General features: G+C 51.3%; 23 protein-coding genes. 12 read left to right on the plus strand and 11 right to left on the minus strand.

Annotation, left to right across the window (positions count from 1 at the left end; all coding sequences use genetic code 11):
• Positions 1-725 precede the first annotated feature (725 nt).
• Entirely contained in the window at positions 726-1,745 is a 1,020-nt protein-coding gene (locus LC417_RS12030) for a LacI family DNA-binding transcriptional regulator (RefSeq protein WP_033760284.1), read from the minus strand.
• Between the two features lie 709 nt (positions 1,746-2,454).
• On the minus strand, positions 2,455-3,522 hold the full coding sequence (locus LC417_RS12035) for an aldo/keto reductase (protein WP_223566038.1): 1,068 nt from the start codon (positions 3,520-3,522) through the stop codon (positions 2,455-2,457).
• A gap of 98 nt (positions 3,523-3,620) precedes the next feature.
• Between LC417_RS12035 and LC417_RS12040 the strand changes: the two genes are divergently transcribed.
• Complete coding sequence (locus LC417_RS12040) at positions 3,621-4,538, plus strand: AraC family transcriptional regulator (RefSeq protein ID WP_010247307.1); 918 nt, start codon at positions 3,621-3,623, stop codon at positions 4,536-4,538.
• A gap of 188 nt (positions 4,539-4,726) precedes the next feature.
• Here the strand turns inward: LC417_RS12040 and LC417_RS12045 are convergent, their stop codons facing one another.
• Positions 4,727-5,218, minus strand: coding sequence for a heme-binding protein (locus LC417_RS12045; protein ID WP_010247306.1), 492 nt, complete (start codon positions 5,216-5,218; stop codon positions 4,727-4,729).
• Between the two features lie 5 nt (positions 5,219-5,223).
• The gene (gene uraH, locus LC417_RS12050; RefSeq protein ID WP_010247303.1) at positions 5,224-5,634 is read right to left on the minus strand and encodes a hydroxyisourate hydrolase; all 411 of its coding nucleotides are present in this window, start codon (positions 5,632-5,634) and stop codon (positions 5,224-5,226) included.
• Positions 5,635-5,770: 136 nt separating this feature from the next.
• Between uraH and hprR the strand changes: the two genes are divergently transcribed.
• Positions 5,771-6,451: a response regulator transcription factor HprR gene (hprR, locus tag LC417_RS12055; RefSeq protein WP_033773881.1), complete on the plus strand. Its 681-nt coding sequence runs from the start codon at positions 5,771-5,773 to the stop codon at positions 6,449-6,451.
• Positions 6,444-7,802 carry a heavy metal sensor histidine kinase gene (locus tag LC417_RS12060; protein WP_223565894.1) on the plus strand — a complete coding sequence of 453 codons (1,359 nt, stop codon included), beginning with the start codon at positions 6,444-6,446 and terminating at the stop codon, positions 7,800-7,802. The genes hprR and LC417_RS12060 overlap by 8 nt, the downstream gene beginning before the upstream one ends.
• Before the next feature lie 252 nt (positions 7,803-8,054).
• Here the strand turns inward: LC417_RS12060 and LC417_RS12065 are convergent, their stop codons facing one another.
• The gene (locus LC417_RS12065; RefSeq protein WP_010670299.1) at positions 8,055-8,348 is read right to left on the minus strand and encodes a DUF1330 domain-containing protein; all 294 of its coding nucleotides are present in this window, start codon (positions 8,346-8,348) and stop codon (positions 8,055-8,057) included.
• Positions 8,349-8,732: 384 nt separating this feature from the next.
• On the opposite strand from LC417_RS12065, the gene LC417_RS12070 reads away from it, so the two are divergent.
• The 4 genes from LC417_RS12070 (at position 8,733) to LC417_RS12085 (ending at position 12,032) form a co-directional block, all read left to right on the plus strand.
• Positions 8,733-9,638, plus strand: a complete 906-nt coding sequence (locus LC417_RS12070; RefSeq protein ID WP_061703439.1) for a LysR family transcriptional regulator — start codon at positions 8,733-8,735, stop codon at positions 9,636-9,638.
• Between the two features lie 147 nt (positions 9,639-9,785).
• Positions 9,786-10,346 (plus strand): YfiR family protein, encoded by a 561-nt coding sequence (locus LC417_RS12075; RefSeq protein ID WP_010670301.1) that lies wholly within the window; start codon positions 9,786-9,788, stop codon positions 10,344-10,346.
• Position 10,347: 1 nt separating this feature from the next.
• A complete protein-coding gene (locus tag LC417_RS12080) occupies positions 10,348-11,556 on the plus strand; it encodes a diguanylate cyclase domain-containing protein (RefSeq protein ID WP_060679096.1) in 1,209 nt (402 codons plus the stop codon).
• Positions 11,557-11,558: 2 nt separating this feature from the next.
• Positions 11,559-12,032: an OmpA family protein gene (locus LC417_RS12085; protein ID WP_109651757.1), complete on the plus strand. Its 474-nt coding sequence runs from the start codon at positions 11,559-11,561 to the stop codon at positions 12,030-12,032.
• Between the two features lie 158 nt (positions 12,033-12,190).
• Here the strand turns inward: LC417_RS12085 and LC417_RS12090 are convergent, their stop codons facing one another.
• The 4 genes from LC417_RS12090 to LC417_RS12105 form a co-directional block, all read right to left on the minus strand.
• Positions 12,191-13,201 carry a Gfo/Idh/MocA family protein gene (locus LC417_RS12090; RefSeq protein ID WP_010670304.1) on the minus strand — a complete coding sequence of 337 codons (1,011 nt, stop codon included), beginning with the start codon at positions 13,199-13,201 and terminating at the stop codon, positions 12,191-12,193.
• 9 nt (positions 13,202-13,210) lie between these two features.
• Positions 13,211-14,038 carry a TIM barrel protein gene (locus LC417_RS12095; RefSeq protein WP_022624757.1) on the minus strand — a complete coding sequence of 276 codons (828 nt, stop codon included), beginning with the start codon at positions 14,036-14,038 and terminating at the stop codon, positions 13,211-13,213.
• 98 nt (positions 14,039-14,136) lie between these two features.
• On the minus strand, positions 14,137-15,585 hold the full coding sequence (locus LC417_RS12100) for a sugar porter family MFS transporter (protein WP_010670306.1): 1,449 nt from the start codon (positions 15,583-15,585) through the stop codon (positions 14,137-14,139).
• Between the two features lie 321 nt (positions 15,586-15,906).
• Positions 15,907-16,809 (minus strand): LysR family transcriptional regulator, encoded by a 903-nt coding sequence (locus tag LC417_RS12105; protein ID WP_010247278.1) that lies wholly within the window; start codon positions 16,807-16,809, stop codon positions 15,907-15,909.
• Between the two features lie 100 nt (positions 16,810-16,909).
• On the opposite strand from LC417_RS12105, the gene LC417_RS12110 reads away from it, so the two are divergent.
• From LC417_RS12110 to LC417_RS12130, 5 genes are all read left to right on the plus strand, one after another.
• A complete protein-coding gene (locus LC417_RS12110; RefSeq protein ID WP_158132293.1) occupies positions 16,910-17,977 on the plus strand; it encodes an SDR family oxidoreductase in 1,068 nt (355 codons plus the stop codon).
• Between the two features lie 88 nt (positions 17,978-18,065).
• Positions 18,066-18,722: an SDR family oxidoreductase gene (locus tag LC417_RS12115; RefSeq protein ID WP_062759223.1), complete on the plus strand. Its 657-nt coding sequence runs from the start codon at positions 18,066-18,068 to the stop codon at positions 18,720-18,722.
• Positions 18,723-19,723: 1,001 nt separating this feature from the next.
• Positions 19,724-20,215 carry a type VI secretion system tube protein TssD gene (gene tssD / locus LC417_RS12120; RefSeq protein ID WP_033760320.1) on the plus strand — a complete coding sequence of 164 codons (492 nt, stop codon included), beginning with the start codon at positions 19,724-19,726 and terminating at the stop codon, positions 20,213-20,215.
• 10 nt (positions 20,216-20,225) lie between these two features.
• Positions 20,226-20,594 (plus strand): DUF2778 domain-containing protein, encoded by a 369-nt coding sequence (locus LC417_RS12125; protein ID WP_062759225.1) that lies wholly within the window; start codon positions 20,226-20,228, stop codon positions 20,592-20,594.
• Complete coding sequence (locus LC417_RS12130; protein WP_062759227.1) at positions 20,591-21,022, plus strand: hypothetical protein; 432 nt, start codon at positions 20,591-20,593, stop codon at positions 21,020-21,022. The genes LC417_RS12125 and LC417_RS12130 overlap by 4 nt, the downstream gene beginning before the upstream one ends.
• Positions 21,023-21,176: 154 nt before the next feature.
• On the opposite strand, the gene fumA is transcribed toward LC417_RS12130, so the two are convergent.
• Positions 21,177-22,823, minus strand: a complete 1,647-nt coding sequence (gene fumA, locus LC417_RS12135; protein WP_187515538.1) for a class I fumarate hydratase FumA — start codon at positions 22,821-22,823, stop codon at positions 21,177-21,179.
• 156 nt (positions 22,824-22,979) lie between these two features.
• Entirely contained in the window at positions 22,980-24,488 is a 1,509-nt protein-coding gene (locus LC417_RS12140) for an anion permease (RefSeq protein ID WP_010247273.1), read from the minus strand.
• Positions 24,489-24,944: the final 456 nt, after the last annotated feature.

A 24,944-nucleotide genomic window follows, 5' to 3' on the forward strand; every position in this document is an offset into this window, starting at 1 on the left:
AAGCGGACATACGTGCTGCAAGGTCCGCTTTGAGCGAAAAGCGGCCGTCAAATGTACGATGACAGTGTAGTTTTGCCAAAATAGACATAACATACCTATCGCACATGCAGGCGACAGGCAAAAAACCGCCATCTGAGTGGGTCAGCTGCGGAAGCAGCCGGGCAGAAAAGGTTATGCATCCCGGAAAATCCGGCGTTCAGCGAACGCTGTCACCTGTAAGCCTTGCTAAAAAAAAAGCGAACGGCACAAACCATGTGCTGCCGATCACGTAACGCCGAGAGAAGAATAAAAAAACCGCCGTGCAGGCGGTTCAAAGAGGTATTCAGTGGCTTTTGCTCTTATCGTGGCCGGCCGGAGCAGCCGCCGTTTGAGCTTAATGATAAAAGGCATCGGCAAGATAGCAAGCGTATCTCGGGCAGCGTTCCGGACGGATCCCACGGTATCTGCAGGATAAATAACCCGCTTTAGGCAAAAAAAAACCGCAGGGGGCCGAAGACGTGCAGTGGCTGAAAACTCCTGAATCCCTGGCCTGGTGTTGGCTTGCCGCTTATCTTGAATCTACTATGTGTAGTATCGATAGTAGCTTAGAAAACTACAACATATTGTATCTGCGACAGCTCGTTGCGGTCCGACATTCAGAGTTATAGGGGTTTTACCAACCAGCGGAAGATTAAGAGTATTAATGAGGGGGCCATTATTCTGAATCAATCGTAACCAATTTTATATCACCTATAATTTTCAGGAGTGTACAGCATAAAATCAACCTTTCCTGACTTATATTCATCAGGCTGCTCACCCATTTCAAGATAATGTAGCGCCAGTGTTATTGCCAGCTGAGCATGCCTCAACGTATTTTGATCTATGGTCAATGTCAGCACTCGTTGTTCGAGTAATTGCCGTGTTGTATTGTAAAGTTCATGAGTGACGTAAACTACTTTACCTCTAAGATTATAATCATTCAAAATCTCACTAACCTGAGTGTTACCCATGCCTGTATTATAAATTCCGACAATATCTTTATCAGATGCAAGGGTTCGGTTTAATAAAAGACTGATAAGCTCCCGTTCATCCTGACTGTAAATAGGTTCGCGCACATTGATTTTAGGATAAAATTTCTGCATTACTGAAATAAAGCCATCGACACGCTGACGATGGACTGCGTATTGCGTACGGCCGCTAATTATCACCACGTCCCCATGTGATGGTAGCATACCACCAAGTACAAAGCCTGATGTACGGCCTGCGCTATATTGATCAATTCCTACGTGGCACAATCTATCAGATCCTGGTAAATCTGCCACAAGGGTTATTACCGGGACACCGCGAGATTTACACAGGGTCAGCATTTCATAAATAAGTGGGCTCTCATGTGCAAATATAATCAAAGCGTCCATTTTTTTACTGCTGGCTTCAATGTGTTTTGCCATTTTTTCCGGAGAAGCTTCAGAGAATAAAGTTTTATGAAGTGTTATTCTGCGATAGCCTAAGTTATCCGCCAGCATGGAAAAATCTTTAGCAAGCTGTTCGAAAAAAAAAGATTTATTACTGCTCAATAGGACCTCAAGCTGCCAGGAGGGTCTATGCTTTTCCGGCAGAATACGCTTAAGTCCCGCATCACGGGCGGCCTTGAGTATTAGATTCTCCATGGCCGGCGATACTCCACCCCGATCATTAAGCACCCGATCAACTGTTGCAACACCTACACCTATTTTCTTTGCAAACTCAGTAATAGTTAATTTTTTCATATTTTATCGTATTTACTTTAACAGGTTTCGTCACTATCAAACTATAGTAAGTAATCTACAACACTGCCAGCGTTACAATCTTAACTTCAATTTATATTCTTTTCACATAAAAGACAAATAAATTTCACTTAAAATTAAGAGTAACACTCCAACAAAACTCTACTTTAAGAAATACATAAAACTTACTCGCATAAAAATTAACTTGAACTTATAGAACTTTTTCAAAAGCAACGCTGCGAGACATCGCGTTCCTTACGAACAAATCAGCCGACTCTAAGTTTGACCAAAATGGCATTTAATTTTTAACAGAATCATATCATTAAACAATGAGTAGAATTATTTGCCACAATAAATAATGGCAATATTTAAAGTATTATTTACTCTGGATTTTTGACGCGATTTAAATATAGACCCTTTTTTCATGCAACAAATAGATGCATATGAAGAACATTAATATTCAGCCTTACCATGTCAATCAGCTTTTATATTAGATTATACTTAATAATAGTTTGATAGGATAAAATTTTACTCTCTACGAAAGTTTTCAGCCGGCGTAAGGAACTAACAGCATGAGTGAGTTAAATTGAAGATGTTAACAGCAATAGATGCTAACCATAATGTTCACTGCCTGAGTCAGCAGAGCCCGTCAGGAACCCGGACTCAGCAAAGTTATTAAAAGCTTAGTTATTTTTATAGCTCTGAGCCCGTGTTAAACAGGGGATTCACCTAATATCCAGTTAGGCCCGGTATCAGGAAAGCCTGCCGGATAGCGGCTCGCGGCATTATATGACTGAATCCATCCGGGATAACGTGTACCCGGATGACTGACCTTGTCCAGCATTTCTTTTTCCTCCTCGCTGAGATTAACAGACAGCGCGCTAAGGTTATCTCTGAGCTGATGCACATTGCGCACACCTGCTATGACGCTCGTCACCTGCTTAGAAGACAGCAGCCAGCCTATTGCGATGCTGGCAGGAGTAGTGCGGTGTTTTTCAGAAATTGTTTTGATAACATCCACGATGTCCCATGCCAGGCTTTTATCAACGGGTGGAAATTCAATTTTTGCGCGTCTTGCAGAGGCCTCATGACTACCACTGCGGTCAAATTTGCCTGAAAGCAGGCCTCCTGCAAGAGGGCTCCAGCATAACAGTCCGGTTTGGCTATCCTTAATTGCCGGAAGGAGTTCATGTTCAATGTCGCGGCAGGCCAGTGAATAAAAAGACTGTACGCTGGCAAATTTCTCCAGCTTATGTTCACCTGAAATACCCAAAGCTTTGGCAATCTGCCAGCCGGCATAATTCGAACAGCCTATATAGCGAACCTTGCCCTGACGCACCATGTCGTCCAGTGTCCGCAGAACCTCTTCAATCGGTGTTACGGTATCAAAATTGTGGACCTGATAAAGGTCAATGTGATCGGTCTTAAGCCTTTTAAGGCTGGCTTCCAGCGCCTGCATAAGGTGATAGCGCGACTGCCCTGCATCGTTTGCGCCCGCATTCATTCTGCTGTGCGCTTTTGTTGCAAGAAAAACCTGACTGCGTCGCTGTGCCAGCACTTCGCCCAGCACGCTTTCAGAGCCCCCCATACCGTAGATATCCGCGGTATCAATAAAATTGATGCCGGCGTCCAGCGCCTCACCAACGATAATGTCCGCCTCTTTGCCCGTCAGGCGGCCGATGGCATTACCGGCGGCATTATCCGCCCCGCCAAATGTCATCGTCCCGAGACAAATGCGTGAAACATAAATCCCAGTTTTACCCAGTTCTGCGTATTTCATTTTGTTTTCTCCGTTAAGCTTCAAATGATAATGACGCAGACAAACGCTTTCTTTTATTATAGAAATCCCTTTTTTATTATTCATTCGTCCAGGAAGTTATGGATCCGTTGTCTGATATTCTTTCACTTCTGAAGGCAGAGGCCATCCTTACGGCCCGTATGGAAGCACGTGGCCCCTGGGCAATGCGGTTTCCCTCTTATAAACACATTAAGTTCGGCACTGTGCTTGAGGGGAAATTCTGGCTTTGGATGGACGGAATGCAGCCTCTGCTGCTTGAAAAAGGGGACTTCTATCTTCTGACTTCGGGTGACGCTTACTGCTGTGGCTCAAGTCCGGCATTGATGGTAAGTGACGGACGGCAGATTTTCTCTTCTCACCGTGAAGCGGATGGTGTGGTCCGCTACGGACAGGGAGAACTTATCAGTGAGGGGATTGGGGGGAGATTCGTATTTGAGGAGGCTTCCAGCCCGCTGCTTTTAAAACATCTGCCTCAGGTGCTGGTTTCACGACGAGAGGAAAGTTCTTCTCCTGCACTCACCGCCCTTATCACTTTGCTTTCGCATGAAACATCAGCGCTTCGTCCCGGACACGACATTGTGGCCAGTAGCATGGCAATACTTGTTCTGGTGCAGATGCTGAGGGAATACTTAGAGATTAATCAGAAAGGGACATCCTGGCTGAATGCCCTCGGTGACAGGAAAATAGGACCCGCACTGACACTGATACATTCTTCTCCATCTGCAGACTGGACGCTGGCAAGTCTGTCTGCAAAATCGGCTATGTCCCGCAGTGCGTTCGCCAGTAGGTTTCATCAGCTTACCGGTTCAACGCCCGGGAATTATCTGACGTCATGGCGAATGGAGCTGGCATGCGCTGAACTCAGAAAGCATCACTTAAGTATTACTGAGATAGCCAGATTAACCGGATATAAATCTGTTCCCTCTTTTTCTCTGGCCTTCAAACGTCATATCGGAAGAACGCCAGGAGGCTATCGTAATCTGCATAAGAACTGTTAACAGGCCACTCCGATAATTGTCTTTTTAATGCATATGCATAATTATCAAAAATTTATCGCAGTATTCAAATATACAATGTCCGTTCCTGGCACAAAGCAGTCGTTCTTGCGGCGACTTATCTAAACAACACGGGGAACAGTTTATTCCCCATGTATGGCAGGAATATACCCGCCGCGCGTTCATCATGATTACGGTTGCTTGCTGTTACCCAGCACTTTGTTAATCGCTTCGGTCCCACATTGATCGTCGGATTCCGCGCCGCCGGTGCCCGCCATGCCGATAGCGCCGATCCACTGGCCGCGATATTGCACCGGCACGCCGCCGCCAAGCAGCAATAGCTCATTAACCGTATTCAGGTTGACGCTTTCCGGTGAGGATTGCGCCTTTATGGTCAGTTGTCTGGTTGGCGTTTTGGTGGAGAGCGCAGTAAACGCTTTACGCCATGCCGCCTGAGTGTTGTGCGGCCCCACGTTGTCATCCCGCATCAGCGTGACCAGATTTCCACCCCGATCTACCACGGCGACTACGCCTTGACGATTCATATTATGGCAGGCGGACAAGGCCTCCGTTGCCAGTTGATTACTCAGCGCCTGCGTCATGTCATAGACGGAGGCTGGCTCAGCAGCGAGCGCCACGGCAGGTCCGGTTGTCAGCATCAATGCCAGCAGTAAACGTTTCATTTATCTCAGCTCCCGCGATAGGTGGAATATCCGTACTGGCTCAGCAGCAACGGAATGTGATAGGTGGTCGTGGTATTGGTGATATGGAACTCCACCGGGATTTCGGGGAAGAAACTCTGCTGTTGATGTGCCGCAAAATAGTGACCGGTTTTAAAAATCACCCGATAGTCTCCCGCCTCAAAGGGCTTTGCTGGCCAAAGGGCATCAATCCGACCCTGCTGATTAGTATTGGCGGTATTCAGTACTTTCCAGCTTTCTCCCTGTTTCTGCTCAAGCATTACCTCAACCTCTGAGGCCGGCAGCCCGGTCTGCTGGTTCAGCACGTGAACGCTCAGCGGATTTTTACTGGCCGCGAAGGTGACCGCGGGAACGGCAAGCAGCGTAGTGAGGGCCAGGGCAGTGAGACTCTTTTTCATTTTTTGATACTCCGGTGTTAATCACCCCGCTGTTATACCTGTACGGTTGTTCGTTCTGCCTGTCAGAAAGATGACCATATTGTCATCTGGCGCTGAAACACTGTGGCGGTCATAAATTTCATGGCAAACTGCGCCGATGAAACTATTACTGATTGAAGATAACCAGAAGGCGAGCGCCTGGGTGCGTAAGGGGCTGGAAGAAGCGGGCTATATCGTGGATTACGCCGCAGACGGCCGGGATGGCCTGCATCTGGGGCTGTCACATCCCTACAGCCTGGTGATACTGGATATTATGCTGCCGGGGATGGATGGGTGGCAGGTGCTGAAAACCCTGCGTACCGCCAGTCAGATTCCGGTAATTTGCCTGACTGCCAGAGACTCGGTGGATGATCGGGTGAAAGGGCTGGAACTGGGGGCCAATGATTACCTGGTTAAGCCGTTCTCTTTTGCGGAGTTGCTGGCTCGGGTAAGGAATCAGCTCCGGCAGCAGCAGCCGCACAGTAGCGTACTAAGGGTGGGCGATCTGGTGCTGGACTCAGCGCGCTTTCAGGTTCTACGTGACGGTGTCACTCTTGCACTGACGCGCAAAGAGTTCATGCTGTTATGGCTGCTCGCCAGCCGTCACGGTGAGATTCTGCCGCGGACGCTGCTGGCCAGCGAAATATGGGGCGTTAATTTCGACAGTGAAACCAATATCGTCGATGTTGCTATCCGCCGCCTGCGCCGTAAAGTCGACGATCCCTTTCCTCAAAAGCTCATCACTACGGTAAGGGGCATGGGATATTGCCTGTCAGAAAAAGGAGGCGAGGGTGACTAGCCCTTCTCTGACGCTGCGGCTGACCGCGATTTTTACGCTTATCATGGCGATGGCCTGTGGCGGCATCAGCCTGATTCTGTATAAAGCTTTACGCAGTGAACTGGTCTGGCGGGACGATCAAACGCTGATTAATCGGGCGGCGCAGTTAAGACAACTGCTTGAAGATGGTGCCCATCCCAGCTCGCTGCCGCTCTACTTCAATCGGATGGTCGATATCCATCAGGACATTCTCAGCATCCGCTCGCAGCATGAGCAAAACGTCAGTATTAATCATACCGGGATAACGTTGCCCGCGATCTCGCCCACGCCGGTCAGTACGCCACCCAGTGAGAAACAGCTGCACCGCTGGATCAATGCGGATAAGACGGAAGCGTCGGCGTTAAGCCTGCAGGCAAACTCCTCGCTCGGGCCGGTAACTATTACGCTTGCCCGGGTCGCGCGGGAGCGAGCACTGATGCTGGAGCGTTATCGCCAGCAAAGCATTCTGGTTTCACTGGCGGCCATATTGCTGTGCGCCGCAGTCAGTCCGCTGTTGATTCGCAGAGGGCTAAGGGCGATCGGCCGGTTAAGTAAGATCGTGGCAGAAACGGCCAGTGACCGGTTAAATCAGCCCGTGCCGCTTCAGGCTATCCCGCAGGAGCTGCTACCGATTGGCAATGCACTTAACGCTATGCGTCAGCGCTTATCCACGGACTTTATCCGTCTGACCCAGTTTGCCGACGATCTGGCCCACGAAATCCGCACGCCCATTAATGTGTTACTGGGCCAGAATCAGGTCGCGCTGGGTCATGAACGCTCAGCCGCTGAATATCAGACGCTGCTCGAAGGCAACATTGAAGAGCTTGAGAGTCTGTCGCGTCTCACTGAAAACATTCTCTTCCTGGCTCGCGCCACGCACCACAATATCAGACTCAATAAACAGGACTTCCTGCTGCAGGACGCGCTGGAATCGCTGATCGACTTTCTTGAACCGGTTGCGGAAGAGCAGGAGAAGCTCATTGAGCTGAGCGCCGAAGGCAGCCTCACCGCGGATAAAATGCTGTTCCAGCGTGCGATGAGTAATCTGTTGATCAATGCCATTCGTTATTCGCCAGAAAAAGACACGATTCAGGTCAGTACCTGTCATCACGCTGACTACGTTGAGATTGAGGTGTTGAACGCGGGCGAAGCGCTGGAGGAGCCTGAAAAATTATTTGAACGCTTCTGGCGGGGCGATAACGTCCGTCATACGGTCGGAACCGGGCTGGGACTGTCGCTGGTACGCGCCATCGCCGCTTTACATGGCGGAAGTGCTTACTACCGGCATGAGAACGGGCACAATATCTTTGGCCTGCGCCTGCCCCGAAAGTGAGCGTCTGTAAGAAAAACCTCATCCGTGCTGCTTTAATGAAAGCAGAAGAGGATGGAAGCGATCTGCGGAAGTCATAAAGTCAGACACAGCCACCCCCTTGCCTGTTGCACGTTACCTTACCGGCATAGCATCAATTCACAGAACATTAAACGCCGCGTTCTCCGGTTAATTCAGGCACCACTTTGCATGCTGATGACATCCTGCGGGAGCCTGGTTCGCTGGAGTCAGCATCGGCACATGACGGTGAAGTGTTTAAAGGCTTGCCCCTTCAACCAGCACAAACGTCCCGTGCGCAGCCCCTGCACGCAACAGCCTGGCAGCCTGATACGCAGGGCTTTCATAAAAACCTTTGGCTTCGGCAAAAGATTCGAACTCAAATACCACATGCCGTTCATGCGCCTCTCCCTCCAGATTTTCATACTGCCCTGACCAGGCAACGATCTTCGGATTAAACGCCTGCATGGCTTCGCCTGCAGCTCTGGCATAGTCAGCGTATGCGACAGGGTCCGATACGGTCACGTGAGCGATTAAATAACCTTTGTTCATTTCTCTTTTCCTTCCTGACAGGGGGTAAAATCCAGCGTAAGGCAGCGCGACTGGCGTGCACCAAATCCGGAATGGGGGCTAAGTTTTCAACTCTTCCTTCGGGTTAACGGATTGAGTGGTGAGTAACCACCTTTTCACTGAGTGCTTCCCGATACCCTGAGCCATGTTTGCCGCGGAACCGGCAGTGTTCTGAGACAGTGCTTATGTACACAAATCTGCATGGCAGTTCGCAACGGCGTTGAGCCTTTCAGAAAGACGGTTCACCTTCATAACGTTCAGATCGCGTTCTGTAATATCCGCGGTGTGAAAGCAGTCTATTACCCATTAATATGGTGATAAATAACGTAAGAAATAACGCACTGTTACTCTGAAGGGGAACAATGAATGAAAAACCTTGAGGCGCTGATTATTTTTGCACGCGTGGCGGAAATGAAGAGTTTTACTCAGGCAGCTGAAAGCCTGGGTATTCAGAAAGGACGCGCCTCACTAGTGGTGCGCGAACTCGAAAGGGAGACAGGCGCGACACTTCTGCATCGCACCACGCGAACAGTGCAGTTAACGGAAGATGGACGGGCTTTTTACTCACGCGCCCGCGATCTGTTATCGGAAGCCGAAGAATTACAGTCCATGTTCTCTCACGAGGGGATGTCACTGCGGGGCAGGATACGCGTTGATATGCCTGCCGTGCTGGCACAATGCGTGGTAATCCCCGCGCTGCCTCAGTTGCTGGAGGCACACCCTGAACTGGAGATCGAGCTTTCAAGTACCGATCGGCGCGTTGATTTAGTTCATGAAGGGTTTGATTGTGTTATTCGTCTGGGGCCAATCGTTGATGACACGCTTATTGCTCGCCCGCTGGGGAAACTACGCATGATTAATGCCGCCAGTCCCAGCTATCTGGCGCGCTTTGGGATACCGCAGACGATTGATGACCTTCTCAGTCAGGGACACCAGATGGTCCATTACCAGCGGAGCTTTGGTTCGAAGCCAGATGGCTGGGAGTATCCGGCGGATGACGGCTATCAATTGCTGATGTTACCCGGCGCCATAAGGGTAAATAGCGTACCGGCCTATCATGAGGCGGGACTGGCCGGGCTGGGCTTGATTCAGGGCGGTTACTCCACGCTGGCGCCCTATATTGAGCGCGGTGCGCTGGTTGAAGTCCTTACCGATCTGTGTCCTGAGCCGCTCAGTGCCTCTTTTGTTGTCGCGCACCGACGAAATCTGTCGCGGCGTGTCAGAGCCTTTATGCACTGGACCGAAGAAATTTTAAAACCTTATTTTGACTGATAGCACAGTGATTCTTACGCCAGATAAAAGTACAACAACAGGGTATGTGGCAAACCAAACCAGAAGTACAAATTTAATCACCGCTATGCTAATATTTCCGCGCTTATTAAGGCGTCCTGCCATGCGTAGAATTTTTGGGAACGCAGTATGATCGATAAATATCAAATTCATCATGACGTCGATGTGCTGCTTTTCATACGCCACATCTGCAAACTCGTTTATACGGGACTTATTTTGCTGCTGCTTATTCCTCATATTGCCAGTGCCGAAATAAAAGATGGCAAAGCCAATGATATCGTCAGTGGTATTATCAGCTTCACCCAGTGGACGGGCTTAAAACAACCGCCTCAATTATGTATTTTTTCTTCAGCCCGGCATCTCTCCTTGCCGGACAATGCCTCCTCTGCGGCAGCCACATTCACCGTTGTTTATCTTGCCAGCGCAGGCGACCTGCCGTCGCACAGATGCGACGCCGTCTATTTCGGCGATCAGACGTCACAACAGCAGGTGGACCTGATTCAGCAGTTTAAGGGCAGAGCCGTCCTTACCCTCGCGGAGAACAATGCGGATTGCACGCGGGGCGCCGCGTTTTGCCTGATTTTTCATCCGGGCCACACGCTTTTTTCCGTTAACCTTGATTCGCTTGCCAGAAGCGGTGTCAGGGTGAGTCCGGACGTGCTTTTGCTGTCCCGCGAGAGAAGCGAATAAAATGAAATTCGATAAATTAAGAAATGACAAATCATCGATACGCAATAAACTGCGAAAAATAAGCACCATCAACGCTGCGGTGATATTACTGTTGTGCTGGCTGTTGCTCTCTTCGACGTCGCTGCTATTTATTAAAAATTACGAGAAGCGAAACCTTGAATTAATCGGCGCAACCCTCAGCACCACGCTAACCGCTGCGACCGTTTTTTCCGACAGTTACGATGCGCACAATAAAATTGCACGGCTCGGCAATGAAGGGATGTACGCGTCTGCGAAACTGGTCACTAAAGATCACATTGTTCTGGTCAACTGGCATGCTCAGCAGGAGCAGACGGGCTGGTATTCGCGGTTATTACGTGAGTGGATTTATCTTAAACCGCTTAACGTCAGTATCATTCACTCTGACGTTGCTGTCGGTACATTAACGCTGGAAGGCACCGTGACCGGCGCGGTGAGTTTCATTCGATACTCCTTCATGATTCTGACCAGCGGTATGCTATGTGTACTGATTATCTCCCTTTTGCTGAGTGAATTTCTGCATCGGGGTATGCTCGCTACACTGCGCAACATTACCAGCTCGATTCACTATGTGATTCATTCCGGTGATTTTTCCTTGCGTATACCGGAGAGCACGACGAGTGAGTTTCAGCTATTTTCAGATGATCTCAATTCGTTGCTGAGGGAAATGCAATCGCTGAAGGCTTCGCTTATCCGAGATAATCGCTCGCTGGCAGCCAAAGCGCTGGAGGACCCGTTAACCGGTCTTGCAAACCGCAGCGCGTTTGCTGCTCACCTTTCCCGGCTTCTCGACCAGCAATATGCTGAGGAGCGTTTTGCCTTACTCTTTCTTGATGGCGATCGCTTTAAAAGTATCAATGATAACTGGGGCCATGCCGCCGGGGATGAGGTATTAAAAGCGATAGCAGCACGGCTGTTATCACTGGCATCTGAACAGGATCTAGTCGCCCGGTTAGGTGGGGATGAATTTGCCATGCTGGTGAGCAGTCAGGTCAGTGAGGAGCAATTACAGCAACTCATGCAGGACATCCATGACCTCATCATGGAAAAAATCATCCTTGCAGAAGGTACGCCGATAAATACCTCGGTTACCATTGGCTACGCCTGGTCACAACACGGCGATACGGTTGAGTCTATTCTCGAACGCGCTGACATGAATATGTACAAAAATAAGCGAACAAATAAGGCTTAAAGATGAAAAAAAATATTTCCCTGATGCTGCTTATTTTGGCGCTGGTCGGTTGTCAGTCTAAAGAACGTTTTAGTGAGGCGCAGATCGCAGCGATGAAGCGTGCGGGATTCACTCAAAATAGGGAAGGCTGGGGATTAGGCTTATCAGATAAGATCCTGTTTGGTGTAAACGAATCAGAACTTACACCCTCCAGCAAAAGTAACATTCAGGGGATGGCAAAAAACCTGGCGTCGACCGGTATTAAGCATGTGCGAATTGACGGGCACACCGATAATTACGGCAAACCGGATTATAACCAACAGCTGTCGCTAAAAAGAGCTAACGCAGTCGCGGCACAGTGGGCGGAAGGGGCTGCTATACCGCGCGAAAATATTATCACACGTGGATTAGGCATGAGTGCACCGGTTACCAGTAACAATAGTGCACAGGGACGCGCGCAAAATCGGCGTGTGGCAATTGTGATAACTGCGCCGTGATAATGAGTTAACAGTGGGCTGTGCTGCGCGCTCAGGCCGGTATGACTCAATGTCCTGCCTGGCGGCTTTATTCGGTTACCGATGATGCGTGAAGAGCCGCTGGAAAAGATGAAACGGAGGGGGAAATGCACGGCGGAACCCGCCGTGCAGCGTTGCTATCAGCGATAAAAAGCCGGTCTTGCTGGCATAGTGACCGGCACAATCTCACCGGAAGTCTGGGCCGCGACGCAGGCATCAGCGGCCACCGCGGCGGCGTAGCCATCCCAGGCTGAGGGACCGGTCATCTCACCGCTGATGACGTTGTTGATAAATGCCTGTAACTCCACGTCATACGCATCGATAAAGCGCTTTTTCCAGTCAGTCAGAATGGTGGTGGAGAGCTTAGCCGCGCTGCGAAGCTGCACAGAGACCGGCTCCGGCAGACGAGCAATGCCGCTTTCACCCACCACTTCACACTGAATGTCGTAACCATATTCACAGTTCACGAAGATTTCGACATCAATGCGCGCCCCTTTGGTGGTCTCAAGCAGCACGATTTGCGGATCGCGCAGATGTGACGACGCCTTACGGGTTTTACGCGGGAAGATCACCTGCACGCTGGCATAATCATCATCCAGCAGCCAGCGCAGCACATCGAGTTCGTGGATCAGGGTGTCGGTGATCGCCATGTCGGTGGTATAGCTGTCGCCCACTTCCGGGTTGCGGTGTGCGCAGTGCAGCATCAAAGGCTCACCAATTTCGCCGCTGTCGATCACCGCTTTTAGTGCGCGATAGCCGCTGTCATAAGGGCGCATAAACCCGACCTGCACCAGCTGACGTCCTGCCTTAATTTCTGCTTCCACAATGTTCATGCAGCCCTGCGCGGTAACCGCCAGCGGTTTTTCGCAGAACACCGCTTTACCCGCCTCAATGCAGGCCAGCACAAAGGCTTCATGCGTCGGGCCCCAGGAGGTGACCAGCACGGCATTGACCTGCGGATCGTTAATCAGATCAATCGCATTGTCATAAATACGCGCTTCCGGCGTCAGCTCGTTAACGATTTGCTGGCAGTTTTCACGGTTGATATCGTTAAGCGCCACCACGCGCGCATTCTGTAACACGGTGCTGCAACGGCGGATGTGTTCGCGACCGATTGCGCCGGTGCCGATGACGCCAATATTAATAGTCATGATAATTCCTTAAGCTGAGTGGTTTAACAGCTGGATGCTGTCGCGGATTTCGCGGGCAATGTCCGCTTCCTGCCAGCTGTTCATCACTGAGGAGAACGGCTCAAAGGCGTAAAGGCCGGTGTAACCCATCTTCTCCAGTCGCTCGACCTGCTGCTTACTGCGCAAGCGGTCTTCCGCGCTGAGCATGATGCGCTCTTCGTCGGTTAGCTGATTAACCGGGCGCGGGTCGGTGACGCCGGAAAGGTGAACCAGACCGATCTGCTGAATATCGATCTCCTGTTCGAAAGTCTGTTCCGCATCTTCAAACAGATGATGATGGAAGGTATCGATCAGCAATCTGAATGGCACACCCGCTTCATGGATCAGCGTCTGAGCCTGAGTAGCCGAACGCAGCGAGCTTTGCGGAAAGCCCAGCGGCTCCACCAGCCCCTGAATACCTGCCTCAGCGAACAGCGGGGCCAGGGTTTTCAGCGCAGTGACAGTGTCGGCAGCGCTGATCGGCGTGCCGTCATTAAGCGGGCAGAGCACCAGCGATTCAGCGCCGACCGCCTGCGCATCACTTAACAGCTGGCGGGTGCGTTGCAGCACCTCTTCATTCAGCTGATTAAAGGGATAAAGCGCATTGATGGTCACAATCCGGATGCCTGACTCACGCGCCAGGGCTTTTACCTCGTCGCCGCTGAGATCGTCGGTGACGCGGCCACTGGGCATATCATTACGCAGTTCGACATTATGGATACCGAGCTGGCTGACCAGTTTAAAAAACTGCGGAAGGGTGAGGCTGGGCGCAATTTTACGGTTGATGCAAAAGCGCGCGTTGGGAATATTCAGGCTCATAACAATTTCCTTGAATGTAGGGGTACAGTGTTAATAGCAATCGGGTAGTCAGCGTAATGACGCGGGCCGTGGATTATTCAATACAGACGTTTCAGGCACTATTTTTTGCCGTTGCCGTTATAAAGCGCATAGAAATAGTGCTCGACCTGCTCAAGACTTCTTCCCCGGGTCTCGGGAATAAACTTCACAACAAAAACAGAACCGCCGATGCCGATAGCCGCGAATATAAAGAAGGCTCCGGCCAGACCAAATGCGGCTAATAACAGCGGGAAGGCCATGGAGATGGCGAAGTTGGCGATCCACAGTGAGAAGACAGCGCCACCCATACAGATGCCACGCATCCGGGCGGGGAAGATTTCCGACAGCAGCAGCCAGGTAACGGGTGACAATGCGCCCTGCTGGAAGCAGAGAAACATCAGCATGCCCGCCAGCACCAGATAAGCCCGCAGCAGGTTGACCGTGCCGTTGAGGTATTCCGGCATCAGCCAGCAGACCAGCCCGATAAAGAACAGGCAGCAGGTGCAGCCCATCTGTCCGATTAACACCAGCGGACGGCGTCCCACTTTGCCGATTAACCAGATGCCCGCCAGCGTCATCACCACTGAAATCACGCCATTGGCGATGGTGGCGAACAGCGCGGCATCGTTGCTCAGTCCGGCGGCGGTCAGCATGGTGGGGGCGTAATACATAATGGTATTCACCCCGGTCAGCTGCTGGATTGCGGCAATACCCACGCCCAGCAGGAAGATTTTCATCAGCCAGGGTGTGGCGAGATCGCGCAGGCGGCCTTTGCCACGCTGACGGTTCTCTTCAATGGTTTCCTCAATCTCTTCCAGCTCCCACTCGACATCTTCGGCGGCACGGGTTTTTTCCAGGACCTCGCGCGCTGCCTGACTGCGGCCTTTCATTACGTGCCAGCGCGGGGTTTCAGGCATAAAAATCATGCCGATCCAGAGCAGAACAGCGGGGACAATCGACAGCGCCAGCATCCAGCGCCAGGTATTTTCGCCGCCCCAGATATCGTTAAAGGTGGCGTTGGAGATGTACGCCAGCAGCTGACCGCTGACGATCATCAGTTCCTGCAGGGTGACCAGCTGGCCACGTTTATTGGCGGGGGCGATTTCTGCGATGTAGACCGGCACGGTCGCGGCAGCACCCCCCACGGCAAAGCCCAGGAACAGGCGAGAAGCGATCATCCAGGTGACATCAGGCGCCAGCGCCGAGCCGACAGCGCCAAAAGCGAAGATAAGCGCCAGCGCAATGATAATGCGTCGTCTGCCGAGGCCATCAGCCAGATGACCGGCTGCCAGCGCGCCGAAGGCTGCACCAAACAGCAGGGAACTGGTGACCAGCCCGGTAGTAAATGGGGTGAGATGCAGATCGCCGCGCATAAACAGCAACGCGCCTGAGACCACACCGGTGTCATAACCAAACAGCAATCCACCCAGGGTGGCGACCAGCGCAATAATCTTCACAAAAGGCTCGGTGCGGGTGGTGCTATTTGGACCGGATGCCGGGTTCGACGAGATATAAAGTTCTTTTTCCATGAATACTCCTGGTAATAACGGCAAAGACAAAACGTCAGAACATGAAGAAGACATCACCCTACTGATATTTTTATTTCGGGTTAAATTATATTTGAAACTTAGTTTTCATTATGTGAGCTCAACCCTTCCGCCATTTTTATTTTGATGGGATTCCATCAAGGCGAAAATAAAAACATTAAATTTAAGCGGGTTATAGGGGAGATTGATAAGTTACTGGCGGTTCAGGCAGGGCAGAACAGGGGGAAATCAGCGTGTAGAAAGATTAAATGATCGCAGTCAGGATGAAACATCCCAACCGCGATAAACAGATAGCAGGGTGGGTTAGCGGATTTCCAGCGCGGTGAGCGCCGATAACAGTGCATCGACCTTAGGCAGGAACTGTTTACGGCGTGGCCACACCACGCTCAGCGTCAGCCCCTCGGGCTGCAACTGCGGCAAAATTATCTCCAGATCGCCCTGTTTCACGGCATGCTGAATCAGCCACGAGGGCATTTGTGCCACACCCAGCCCGGCGATGACAGCCTGCAGCTGGGCATCAACGTCGCCCAGTGCCAGCCGGTATGGCACCTCGCGCCAGTGCGGCTGACCATCTTCGGTGGTGAACAGCCAGGGTTTGGTGCTGCCATCTACACGCTCATAAAGGATGGCGCGGTGGTTCAGCAGCGCCGCCTCATCTTCAGGTCGTCCTTCACGTGCCAGATAAGCGGGTGAGGCACAGAACTGCATCTGCTCGCGGCCCATATTACGCCAGCCAAGCGAAGCAGGCAGGTCGGGCGCGCCGCCGATCCGTACCGCCACATCCACGCCCTCTTCAAACAGGTCAACAAAGCGGTCAGAGAAACTCAGGCTCAGAGCCAGTTCCGGGTGTTGCTGACAAAAGGGCATCAGCAGCGGCATCACATTGAGGCGGCCATAGGTGGTGGGCACCGCCAGGCGCAGGCGACCTGAAGGAATCGTTCGCTGTGCCGCCAGCACCGCTTCGGCTTCGGCCAGATCCTCCAGAATACGCAGGCAGGTCTGGTAATAGGCGCTGCCCGCGTCGGTTAGGTGCAGGCTCCGTGTGGTGCGCTCCAGCAGTCGCGAGCCTAATCGTGTCTCCAGGCGGCTGACGCTTTTACTGATCGCCGATCCGGTCACGTGCAGACGCTCCGCAGCGGCGGTAAAACTGCCACACTCTACGCTGGCAACAAACGGCAGAATATCTTTGAGGCGATGATCGTGCATCGATTAATGAACTCAGGTTGAGAATGCTGTGAATAAATGCCAGAGATAAGAACTGAATTCTCTATTAGGCTTAGCATTACGCAAAATGAGGAGAAATCAAATGAAAAAGCATGCTTTGATTGTGGGCATCAGTGGCGTTATTGGTCGCGGACTGGCAGATAAATTACAGAAGGAAGGCTGGCAGGTCAGCGGTCTGTCACGCGGACGTGGCGCGGTACCTGAAGGTGTCACCAGCCTGACGGCCGATCTGACCGATGCGGATGCCGTCCGGGACGCGCTGAAAACAGTGAAACCGGATGCGCTGTTCTTTAGCGTCTGGGCGCGTCAGGAAAATGAAAAAGAGAATATCCGCGTTAACGGCGGCATGGTGCGAAATGTGATTGAAGCACTCGGCGACCGCTTACAGGGTTCGCACGTGGCGCTGGTAACCGGACTGAAGCACTACCTGGGTCCGTTTGAAGCTTACGGCAAAGGCGCTGTGCCAGTCACGCCGTTCCGTGAAGAGCAGGGCCGTCAGCCGGTCGATAACTTCTACTACGCGCAGGAAGATGAAGTGTTCGCTGGTGCAGAGAAGTTTGACTACCGCTGGAGTGTGCATCGCCCGCACACCATCATCGGTTATGCCGTGGGCAATGCGATGAATATGGGTCAGACACTGGCGGTCTACGCAACGCTGTGTAAAGAGAAGGGCTGGCCGTTTATCTTCCCTGGCTCACCTGAGCAGTGGAACGGTGTCGTTGATATGACCGATGCGGGCCTGCTGGCTGAGCAGCTGCACTGGGCGGCGACCTCACCTAATGCCGCTAATCAGGATTTCAATGCGGTAAACGGCGATGTGTTCCGCTGGAACTGGATGTGGCCAAAACTGGCTGACTATTTCGGCATTGAAGCAGCGGAATACCCGGCGCAGATGATGCCGCTGGAAGATCGCATGCAGGAAGCCGCCAGTGCATGGCAGGCGATTGCAGAGCAGCATCAGTTGCGTGAATCGGATGTCAACAGACTGGCTTCCTGGTGGCATACCGATGCCGACCTGGGACGTCCGATGGAAGCCTTTACCGATATGAGTAAGAGCCGTAAAGCGGGCTTCACCGGCTATCGCAGCACGCTCGACTCCTTTACTCAGCTGTTTGATAAGCTGAAAGCAGAAAAAGTGATCCCGCAATAACCCAGCAGGCGCCGCATCAGGCGCCTGTTTTGTTTCTGACTGATAACTATACTCTGGCACTCAATCAGTAAATGGAGGATTGGATCCTATGGCGACATGTTTCATTATCGGCGCAGCGGGCAAAGTGGGCCAAAAGCTGACTCGTCAGCTGAGCAGTAAAGGCCATACAGTGACGGCGCTGCACCGCAAACCGGAGCAGGCAGAGACGCTGCATGCCGCTGGTGCTAAACCGGTGGCTGGCGATATTCAGCAGCTGAGCGTGATGGCACTGGCAGATCTGATGACCGGTCACGATGTGGCTGTCTTCACGGCGGGTGCGGGCGGTGCCGGGATCGAGCTGACCAATGCCATCGACGGAGAAGGACTGAAGCTGGCGGTTGCCGCAGCAGAGCAGGCGGGAGTATCACGCTTTATGCTGGTTTCCGCTTTCCCGGATGCGGGTCGCGGCAAAACACCCTCAGAGGGATTTGAGAATTACATGCGGGTGAAGCGTCTGGCGGATGCGGAGCTGGTGGCGAGTAAGCTGGAGTGGGTAATCCTGCGACCGGGTACGCTGACCGATGAAGCGGGTACCGGTCGGGTTCATGCCGATCTGGCGATTCCGTATGGTGAGATCCCGCGCGAAGATGTGGCGGCGACACTGGTCGGCCTGATCGAAAATCCGGCAATTAAGTATCAGATCATCGAACTCACCAAAGGTGATGTGCAGATTGATGTGGCGTTGCAGCGATTGCTGCGGGGCTAAAAAACCGCCTCAAAAAGTTGGAAACTCAACTTAATCAGACGCAGTTCAGGGAAGAGTCCAGGCTCTTTTCCTGTATTACAGTTTACGGTAGTCAGACATTACCCGGAATAAGAGGGATGGCTAACGTGAAACTGCTGCCCGTTATGGCGTTGGCGCAAGGTTGTTGGTCGCCGAATCTCTGCTCATTATTAATTAGCCTGTTAAACCCACGCCGTTACTCATCAATTATTTATCTGAAAAACTGCCAAATACCAAATTGAAGGCTGAACGCCGATGATACGCCATGTAGTTATCCCGTCTGAAAATATCGCTCATGAAAATGGCCGGTCGTAAGTATTTTACAGCGTGACTGCACCGGTGGCAGCGTTAATCAAAAGAGGGCAATGAGGTAGCTGTATTTTATGTTTGCGGCGAAAAGCGTTAACTCTCTCCGATAATTTACCCCTTCAGTACTGAAGTCATGTCCGAATGTCGTTCAGAAAATCCCGCCACGGCGCGAGTTAATAAATGTCAGTCAAGGCATTTACGCGGCTATCAGCGGCTGATTCACCCGTGCTTCATATCAAACTGCGGTTGCAGATCCAGATCACAAATTATCATTAAAAGCTTCGGGCAGCAGATGTGGTGCAGAGTCCTTAGGGTAAGTGAAACTGCTTTAATAACGCGATAGCTAAAAGATTTTTCGTCACGCTTCAATCCCAGGACTTCATTCTGGAGGAGTCAGATAGAATTAGTTGTGCAGAGAAAGGTCATAGACACTGGGATCCTCACTATAACTCTGAACGCATCAGCCTGCGTCTCAATAGCTTCAGCCCGGTTAAGTTCAGATTACAGTAAAAGAGGGTGTCCTGAGGGCAAAGATAGGATGCGTGAGCAGACCGAAAAGGGAGAAATATATGCGTTTTTATTGATTGCCATTAATTAAATATCATTCAGCATTTCATAATGGGAGTGCAGGCGGAGGATACTATCACTCTTCATATGACAAAGGAGTGTGTTAAATGGCTATACCAGTATATCTGTGGCTTTACGATGAAGAAGGGAAGTTAATAAAAGGCTCTGTCGATGTCACTGAACGCGAAGGAAGCATTGAGGTAACTGGGATGCAGCATAATTTATTTATTCCCACGGACGACACAACAGGTGCAGTGACAGGCGCGCGGCAACATGAGGCTTATACTTTTGAAAAAACTATTGATAGCGCATCGCCGCAATTGTATAAAGCGCTAACAACAGGGGAAACGCTAGCAAAAGCAGTGTTCAGCTTCTACCGCATCAATTACAACGGTCAGGAAGAGGAGTATTTCGTAACGAAACTCGAGTGTGTGAAGGTTTGTCACGTCGTGACGGTTATGTTCGATACCAAAGACCCGGATTTTGAAAGGCACGGTCACGTAGAGCATGTCGGGCTGCGTTATGAACAAATAGCTTGGCATTATACAGATGGCAATATTAAACACACCGATAGCCTGGAAGAGCAGAAAACAGCATAAGGAAATCACAATGGCTAAATGGATTTATAAACAAAGTACGGGTGAGTTATATCGCGATGGCAAGTTAATTGAAACAGGCTACTCTGGTATTCTTACAAACAAAAATAATCCTGATCGCGAGCAGGTTCGTGGTATGGGTCCAATCCCGCGAGGAACCTGGAGAATCGGCAGTACCGGAACCAGCAAAGGCCCGCTCACAATTACCCTGGTTCCGCTCAGCGTCAACGCTTATGAGCGTGATATGGGTACATTCAGGATGCACGGAGACAAACGCCACGGCATCAGAGGTTTTGCCTCTGCTGGCTGCATAATTATGGGACCATCAACACGCTTACTGGTTAGTAAAGATTACGGCGCAATTCTGGAGGTGGTGCGGTGATTAATCATTATGTGCTGAGTCTGGCCCTGGCTCTGTTACCGTTCGCTGGTTACACAGCAGATACATCTGGCAGTGAATGCGCCGCTCGGGGGCATTATGCCGAGGAGATGCTCTTATCTGCTATAACCAAAGAAGGTGTTAATGGGATTGAGCGAGATAAAACAATAGTTGAAGTGCTAAATCTTTCCCTCGTTTCCGATGCGTTAGCGCATCAGTTTGCGCAGAAAGACGCTATAACAGGTAAAGGTCTCTTGCTCAAAGATTACTTCGATATTTACCACAATAACGGCGCAATGAACCTGACGGTTAAATACACCTATACCAATGTGAAAGGCGCAAAAAATGTATATATTGTCTCCAGCATACTAAATAACGATGAGTGCTCTGTCCGATTCAACGGATATTTGACACTTTCCCGTGAGTTCTGAAGGGGGGTTAGCCATCCCGGGAAAAGTTGTCAGATAAAAGAGTTGCGAATTTATGTTGAGTTCCCCGGCCAACCTTAAACTGATTAGCCGGGGAAATTTTTAAAATCTCCTGCGTCCTGCCTTTCGGAGGCAGTTCGATTAAAGGTCTTTTTCGTTACTTAACGCATTTCGCGCAGTGCGCGCGCTCAATGTGCTGGAAGAAATCGTTACCTTTGTCATCGACCAGGATAAAGGCAGGGAAATTCTCCACCTCGATTTTCCAGATCGCTTCCATTCCCAGCTCGGGATACTCCACGCATTCCAGACTTTTGATGCTCTGCTGCGCCAGCACCGCTGCCGGACCACCAATGCTGCCGAGATAGAAGCCGCCATGTTTATGACAGGCATCCGTCACCTGCTGGCTGCGATTGCCCTTGGCCAGCATGATCTTACTTCCGCCGTGCGCCTGCAGCAGATCCACGTAAGAATCCATACGACCGGCAGTGGTCGGGCCGAGTGAACCAGAAGCATAACCTTCAGGCGTCTTCGCCGGGCCAGCGTAATAGACCGGATGATCTTTGATGTACTGCGGTAATCCTTCGCCGTTATCGATGCGCTCTTTGAGTTTTGCATGTGCAATATCGCGCGCCACGATAATAGTGCCGGTCAGTGACAGGCGGGTTGAAACCGGATAAGAGGACAGTTGCGCCAGAATTTCTTCCATTGGGCGGTTGAGATCAACCTGCAACGCTTCACCTTCGCCCTGCTGGCGCAGTGTTTCCGGGATCAGGCGGCCTGGGTTGGCTTCCAGTTTCTCAATCCAGATACCTTCACGGTTAATCTTCGCTTTGATGTTACGGTCAGCCGAGCAGGAGACGCCCATGCCGATCGGGCAGGAGGCGCCGTGACGTGGCAGACGCACCACGCGGATATCATGTGCAAAATATTTGCCGCCAAACTGCGCACCCAGACCGAGCTGCTGCGCCGCTTCCAGCAGTTCCTGCTCCAGCTGAACGTCGCGGAACGCCTGACCGTGCTCGTTGCCTTCAGTGGGCAGCCCGTCGTAATAGTGAGTTGAGGCGAGCTTCACGGTTTTCAGGGTGCTTTCTGCCGAGGTGCCGCCGATGACAAACGCAATATGGTAGGGCGGACAGGCTGCGGTGCCGAGGGTACGCATCTTATCTACCAGGTAATTTTTCAGCTTGCCCGGGCTCAGCAGCGCTTTGGTTTCCTGATAGAGATAGGTTTTATTGGCGGAACCGCCACCTTTGGCGATACAGAGGAACTTGTACTCATCGCCATCCACGCTGTAGAGGTCGATCTGCGCTGGCAGGTTAGTGCCGGTATTCACCTCTTTATACATATCCAGAGCGGCATTCTGCGAATAGCGCAGGTTATCTTCGATATAGGTGTTGTAGATACCCTGTGACAGCGCAGCTTCATCACCGCCGCCGGTCCAGACGCGCTGGCCCTTTTTGCCCATGATGATCGCGGTGCCGGTATCCTGACAGGTTGGCAGCACGCCTTTAGCGGCAATTTCAGAGTTCCTTAAAAACTGCAGGGCGACATATTTATCATTGTCGCTGGCTTCCGGGTCATCAAGGATGGAGGCGACCTGCTGCTGGTGGGCCGGACGCAGCATAAAAGAGGCGTCGTGGAACGCCTGCTGGCTCAGTAACGTCAGTGCCTGTGGATCGACTTTAAGGATCTCCTGACCCTCAAACTCGGAGACGGAGACATGCTCACGACTCAGCAGATAGTATTCGGTATCTTCGTGGGACAGCGGGAAAGGGTTCTGATAGACAAAAGGCTTGTTCGACATTTTTTCTCACTTAATGACCGGCTGAACCTCCGCGGACAGGCTGCGGGGTGCAACATCATAGGCGAATTAATTGTTTATTATGCTTCCCCACCGCGGGTGCGGTGGGGAAGTGCAGGAATGGTATCTTATAACGCGTTGATCTGCATGTTGTATCCGTCAGAACAACCACACCATCCACGGATAGGCAATCAGCATCATGGAGCCTAAGAAGATGGCACCGAAGATGGTTCCCAGACGCCAGTAGTCTTTGGTAGGCAGATAACCGCTGCCGTAGTAAATCGGGCTTGGACCAGTACCGTATGGCGTGATGATGCCCATCACACCCAGAGAGGTACACAACATCAGGCAGAAGACCGGCATATTGATGCCCGGAATGGAGGCTGCAATGGTCAGCATGGCCGGTAACAGCGCGGTGGTGTGTGCGGTGGTACTGGCAAACAGGTAGTGCAGCAGGAAGAAGGCGATTAACAGCACCACGGCCGAAACCTGTGGGTCATAACCCTGCAGCAGCATGCCACCCTCTTTACCTAACCAGGTAATAAAGCCGACGCGGGCCAGACCATCGGCCAGTGCCACCAGGGTGGCGAACCAGGCAAAGGTGTTCCAGGCCGGTTTATTACTGGTGATGTCATTCCAGGTCAGTACGCCGGTCCACAGCATCAGAACGACCACCAGCAGCGCCGCCATGGCCGGTTCGATCCACGAGGTGGCGAAAATCCACATCAGCAGGGCGCAGACCACAAACACCAGCAGCAGGATTTCATTGCGGGTCAGTCTGCCCAGTTTTTCCAGTTCAGCGATGGCCCATTTCGGCACTTCATCATTGATTTTAACTTCAGGTGGGTAGAACCAGTAAGCCAGCAGCGGCATGGTCAGAATCAGCAGCACACCCAGCGGCAGGAAGGCCAGGAACCACATGCCCCATGAGATATCAAAACCGACGATGCTTTTTACCAGTGCCAGTGCCAGCAGGTTGGGTGCCAGCGCAGAGAGGAACATGGAGCTGGTAATACAGGCCGCGGTAATCGCTACCCACATCAGATAGGAACCGATTTTACGGGCGCTCGGGTCGTTAGGTTTAGAGCCGTAAAGCGGTGGCAGGTTGGCAATAATCGGGTAGATGGTACCGCCACTGCGCGCGGTGTTTGACGGCGTAAAGGGCGCAAGAAGCAGGTCAGCAAAGGTAATGGCATAACCCAGCGTCAGACTGCGGCGACCCAGATACTTCACCAGAATCAGGGCCAGGCGGCGACCAAACTGCGTTTTGTCATAACCTGCGGCGAACATAAAGGCACCGAAGATCAGCCAGACCGTGGAGTTGCCGAACCCACTTACCGCCCATTTGAACGACTCACTGGCGACTTTGAATTTCGGGTTAGCCAGTTCAGCCGGGCTGAAGAGCAGAAACTGGCTGAACAGCGCGATGACTACCACGCCGGTCAGGCCGATCACCGCGCCTGGCAGGGGTTCAAAGATCAATCCGACAATCACGCCGACGAAGATGGCGAAGAAGTGCCAGGCGTAGGGTTCGAGTCCGGCTGGTGTGGGCACCAGCAACAGCAACACGGCAACGAGCACCGGCAGAGCAAGCATGATAGCTTTCTTTTTACCCGGCGCCGCAGGTGCGACTTTTGGGGGTTCAGTTACAGCTGAGAGTGGTTTCATAGTATTTTATCTGCAAGTTAAGAAGAATGCGATTTGCGCCCCGGACCTTCACTGATGACTTTCTTTCTTATTCTTAATAGTGTGAATAAACCGCGATGCACTGATTTTTTAATCGACTGCTTAGCTATTGAGCTGCATTTTTAAATCCATGTAAATATGATGCGATTTTTGCAAATATAGATTTTGATCCAGATCAAAGAAATTAATTCATTATTCCCCATTTTTAACATTTATTTTTTATTTATATTTACGGCATCGACATTTTGACGGTTCTGTGAAGCTGGTCGACAAATCACCAGCTCACGCAAACTGAATGCCTTGCTTTAACCACATGATGATAAACGATTTATTTTTTATGTAAACGAATGGTTGATTTTTGGTTACCCATGATTAACAATTAATATAACTTCACTTTATGCATTCGGCAAATAAAAACTCTAAATCATTTAAAAGTTA

Source organism: Pantoea sp. OVA07A (assembly GCF_019969975.1).
GTDB lineage: Bacteria > Pseudomonadota > Gammaproteobacteria > Enterobacterales > Enterobacteriaceae > Pantoea > Pantoea agglomerans.